The sequence below is a fragment of the Wolbachia endosymbiont of Drosophila bocki genome, assembly GCF_028982005.1.
GTDB lineage: Bacteria > Pseudomonadota > Alphaproteobacteria > Rickettsiales > Anaplasmataceae > Wolbachia > Wolbachia pipientis.
The window spans coordinates 1-3,011 of sequence record NZ_JAPQLG010000191.1; the positions used below are offsets into that span (position 1 = coordinate 1).

The window sequence follows — 3,011 nt, forward strand, 5'->3', positions numbered from 1 at the left end:
ATAGATATACCTCTTTCTTAACTATGCTTATTTTACCTCATATTTTCGAGATCCTTAACAGGTTCTAAGGCCCTTTAACAGCTCTTCAGGAGAAGAAGAACAACTTCCATACACAACCATATTTAGAAATGGCCTGTCCCACCCAGGTGGGGCATCATTTGGTAAAATAGCCTTAGTTTCCAGAATAATTGAAGATTTTAAATTTTTAAAATAGCGTTCCTGCAGTAACTGAGCAGCCTTTTGTAAATGGGAAAAGCGATCCCCCATATTTGAGCCAATAGAAATGTAAATCATTCTTGCAACGCATTACGATAAGTAAAGAAAACACCTCCATGCACACTGGGGACAGGTGGTGCAACTTTGTGAATAGTTACGCCTATAGAAGAAATAATAAGCTTTTTTTGCATCACAAGGTTATTAATGGTCCTGTATATATCATGAGTTAAATGCTCGATTAAGTTGAATTGCTTGCTTTGAACGAGAGATTGAATACTCTGAACTACCTCCAAGTAGCATATAGCATCCTCAAGCCGGTCAGTTGTAAGTCCTAAAGGGGGGGATTTAAAGGTAAAATCAATATTAACACTAACTAATTGAGAATGATACTTCTCTTCTGCACTATAGCCTAAATGAACCCAAAGCCGTAAGTCAGATATAAGAAGATTACATGCAGACATTGCATTCCAACATCACTGAGTTTAAGCTACTTACAACTACTAACACACGCTAGCATTCATCGTTCCATCAAGAAAACCCCACAAGAGCCTTGCTCCCTTTTGAGTACCCTGCATAACTTTATCTTGCTCTTTTTCATCTAGATCTTCAATAAGATTTGCACATTCCTCAGAATGCCATTCATCAGCATGCATATGGACCGTAAAAAATTGAAGAGAACGCTCATCACTTATTGAATAGTGTTTTTTTAAACCTTCAATTTTAGACTTGGAAACCTCTGGAGTTTGACGTTCGTAAGCGTACAAGGCTCCAAGACCTGCTGCAAAACCTGATCTTACAATGTCAAAGTGACCATCAATTAATTCTTGTGTCTCCTTAATCTGTGCACTTTCACGAAGATCAGATCGCGCAACGCCAAGCCCTTCAGCAAAACGCTTCCATAACTCTGGATGATTTTCATCACCTTGTTCCTCTTCTGTTAAATTACCAAGTAAAACCTGTCGCATTTTTAGATCTGGGCACAGAAAATGTATACCACTGATGTAACGAGGAAACGCAGCAACGTGGTGATAATATTCTTTAGCATGGGTTTGTAAAGCTTGCAAGCTTAAGCTTCCTGTATTCCATGATTGGTAGAATGGATGATTTAGTAAGTGCAATTCATCTAACTTGTTATTTAGAAACTTAGTAAATTTCATTATTTCCTCTGTTATATCAACATATAATTCATATACTATAGTTCTCTCATTGTTACGATCATGCTAACAATGGTGGGATTGGTAGGACTCGAACCTACGGCCAATTCGTTATGAGCGAACTGCTCTAACCGACTGAGCTACAATCCCTTTTATCAATATTTATAATACACACAAAAGCAAATTTGTCTATTAGCTTATTTCACTATCAACCCAACTTAGCAAATCATTTGTTGCACCAATTTTGCGTGCAATTTCCTTACCATCTTGAAATATAATTAAAGTAGGTATAGATTGAACCCCATACTTACTTGGCACTTCAGTTTCTCCATCTATATCGAATTTGCAGATCTTAATCTTGCCCTTTCTATCCTTAGCCAATTGTTCTATGCGTGGCATTAGACTTTTGCATGGCCCGCACCATTCTGCCCAAAAATCTACCAGCACGAACCCTTTATAGTCAGTGACTTCAGATTTGAAATTTTGATCATTTACCGATGTCATATCATCACTCATAAAATACCTAAATTTTTGTAAAATATAGCGCATCAATTAGCAACTAATCAACTAAATTCTTACCGCAGAGCTTGAAAAATTGCCCTAAAGTGTTTTGCACAAACAAAAAACTTCTATTACATCTGGTGGTTAAAGATATCCACGTTTTCCCAACCCATTAAGTCTAACTCAATACGAGTAGGAAGAAATTCAAAACACTTTTGGGCCAATTCTTTTCTATTTTCACGTTCCAGCATTAAGTCTAGCTTTTCCTTTATCCTATGGAGATACAAAACATCAGATGCAGCATAACTTTTTTGTTTGTCTGTTAAATTTTCATTTCCCCAATCAGAAGATTGCTGTTGCTTATTTAGTTTGGTATCAAGCAGCTCTAAGCACAACTCTTTTAAGCTATGATTATCTGTGTAGGTGCGAACCAAACGTGAAGCTATTTTTGTGCAATAGCACGGAAGCGCCCAAGTTTCCAAGTAATAACGTATTATGCTCACATCGAATCGCGCGAAGTGAAATATTTTAGTTATATTTTTATCCTCTAATATTTTTCTTAAATTTGGCGCTGTATAATCGTTCTTAAGTTGAACTAAGTGAGCGTTGCCATCATTAAAAGAGAGCTGCACAAGGCATAATCTATCTCTGCTATGAAGTAGCCCCATTGCCTCGGTATCAACAGCTATAGACCTTATATCATCTGGTATTGAACTAGCTGGCAAGTCGTCTTTATATAAAAATATTCCCATAAAGCTTTGTGGAATAATTAAAAACTTATGATAATCAAAAATAAGCCTTAAGTATACGAAAAGATCATAGAAGGAACCACGCAAGTTTATGGGCTCTCACATTTTTCGTGTACACGGGGTTTACAAATCGCTGTATATGCCTATAATTAAGTAAATTTAGGTTAATTTAATTGCGGGAGTAGCTCAGTTGGTAGAGCGCAACCTTGCCAAGGTTGAAGTCGAGGGTTCGAACCCCTTCTCCCGCTCTTTACTTTCAAAATCATTTCGTCAAAAATCCCTTGACAAACTCCGCCAGCCCCCTTATCATGAGACTGGAGCGGCTTTGTTGCATCGCTACTTATGAAAGGCTAACTATAGTCAGAATTATAAGCAACCTATTGAAAATCTT

The 3,011-nt window shown here is 37.2% G+C and carries 5 protein-coding genes and 2 tRNA genes; 1 reads left to right on the forward strand and 6 read right to left on the reverse strand.

Annotation, left to right across the window (positions count from 1 at the left end; genetic code table 11):
• Positions 1–54: 54 nt before the first annotated feature.
• The 6 genes from OZD61_RS04610 to OZD61_RS04635 all read right to left on the reverse strand — a co-directional run bounded on the left by OZD61_RS04610 (position 55) and on the right by OZD61_RS04635 (position 2,623).
• Positions 55–294, reverse strand: coding sequence for a 2-amino-4-hydroxy-6-hydroxymethyldihydropteridine diphosphokinase (locus OZD61_RS04610; RefSeq protein WP_274980019.1), 240 nt, complete (start codon positions 292–294; stop codon positions 55–57).
• Positions 291–677, reverse strand: a complete 387-nt coding sequence (locus tag OZD61_RS04615; protein WP_274980020.1) for a dihydroneopterin aldolase — start codon at positions 675–677, stop codon at positions 291–293. Before OZD61_RS04615 ends, OZD61_RS04610 begins: the two co-directional genes overlap by 4 nt.
• A 39-nt stretch (positions 678–716) precedes the next feature.
• Positions 717–1,373, reverse strand: coding sequence for a CADD family putative folate metabolism protein (locus tag OZD61_RS04620; RefSeq protein WP_274980021.1), 657 nt, complete (start codon positions 1,371–1,373; stop codon positions 717–719).
• A gap of 70 nt (positions 1,374–1,443) precedes the next feature.
• Positions 1,444–1,520 (reverse strand) — tRNA-Ile (locus tag OZD61_RS04625).
• 42 nt (positions 1,521–1,562) lie between these two features.
• Complete coding sequence (trxA, locus tag OZD61_RS04630; protein ID WP_274980022.1) at positions 1,563–1,886, reverse strand: thioredoxin; 324 nt, start codon at positions 1,884–1,886, stop codon at positions 1,563–1,565.
• Between the two features lie 116 nt (positions 1,887–2,002).
• Positions 2,003–2,623 (reverse strand): ribonuclease D, encoded by a 621-nt coding sequence (locus tag OZD61_RS04635; protein WP_010962900.1) that lies wholly within the window; start codon positions 2,621–2,623, stop codon positions 2,003–2,005.
• Positions 2,624–2,795: 172 nt separating this feature from the next.
• Between OZD61_RS04635 and OZD61_RS04640 the strand changes: the two genes are divergently transcribed.
• Positions 2,796–2,868, forward strand: a tRNA-Gly gene (locus OZD61_RS04640).
• Positions 2,869–3,011: the final 143 nt, after the last annotated feature.

What these genes read in the sequence shown, in the direction of transcription:
- OZD61_RS04610 (WP_274980019.1), bottom strand. Translation starts at nt 294, where the DNA reads ATGATTTACATTTCTATTGGCTCAAATATGGGGGATCGCTTTTCCCAT.
- OZD61_RS04615 (WP_274980020.1), bottom strand. Translation starts at nt 677, where the DNA reads ATGTCTGCATGTAATCTTCTTATATCTGACTTACGGCTTTGGGTTCAT.
- OZD61_RS04620 (WP_274980021.1), bottom strand. Translation starts at nt 1,373, where the DNA reads ATGAAATTTACTAAGTTTCTAAATAACAAGTTAGATGAATTGCACTTA.
- trxA (WP_274980022.1), bottom strand. Translation starts at nt 1,886, where the DNA reads ATGAGTGATGATATGACATCGGTAAATGATCAAAATTTCAAATCTGAA.
- OZD61_RS04635 (WP_010962900.1), bottom strand. Translation starts at nt 2,623, where the DNA reads ATGGGAATATTTTTATATAAAGACGACTTGCCAGCTAGTTCAATACCA.